The organism is Paenibacillus helianthi (assembly GCF_001909055.1).
Taxonomy (GTDB): Bacteria; Bacillota; Bacilli; order Paenibacillales; family Paenibacillaceae; genus Paenibacillus_AQ; species Paenibacillus_AQ helianthi.
Genome location: NZ_LVWI01000026.1, coordinates 1 through 634, shown reverse-complemented (window position 1 = coordinate 634; position 634 = coordinate 1). Strand labels below are relative to the sequence as shown.

The window sequence follows — 634 nt, the reverse complement described above, 5'->3', positions numbered from 1 at the left end:
GATTACAGGCGGAACCAGGTGGAATTTCTCCACTTTAACCCTTAGCAACCAGCCATCCAGAACCCTCAAGTGGAATGTATCCACTTACATTGATGAAAACTGCCCAAATCCACCGTTTATTCTTGATTTAGGTTCACTCTTTCCACCTATTTCTGATTTTCACACCTGGATTGGTGAATTAGTGTACCTTTTTCCACTTCATTCCTTAGGACAACGCGTCAGACTGCTCATTGTGGAATCTCTCTCTGTCCATCCCGAGACCGCCCCTTCCCGCTTATTGAACATAAAGTTTATTTTAAGCCATTCCAATAGAACACACCATGCAAAAAATGTCCTTTCTTTTTAGCCCCCTAATCCATTTGGACACTTTTAACCACTTCAGATACACTAAAAGAAGTGGAGGAAGTATCCATGAAAAGACGATTTCGGTGCCCCATACAAACCAAGAAGGAGTTTGTGGTGGAGGTGCTCTCGGGGTATCGGATAGAGGCGGTAGCCCGGAAGCATGGCCTCTCTCCCAAGACCCTTGGAAACTGGGTTCGCCAATATCAGGATGAGGTGGATGACCTTATGGTAAGAAAACAAAACGAAACTAAGCAGATCCAGCAAGATGCGGCTCAATTTCAGGACCTCC

2 protein-coding genes are annotated in these 634 nt (G+C 45.1%); both read left to right on the top strand.

Translation table 11 applies throughout. The annotated features are described in order from the left end of the window. A partial coding sequence (locus tag A3844_RS33045; RefSeq protein ID WP_208619405.1) for a hypothetical protein occupies positions 1-346 on the top strand: 346 nt, incomplete at its 5' end. A gap of 65 nt (positions 347-411) precedes the next feature. Beyond that, positions 412-634, top strand: a 223-nt coding sequence (locus A3844_RS07280) for a transposase (RefSeq protein WP_074107031.1), incomplete at its 3' end; no start/stop codon positions are given.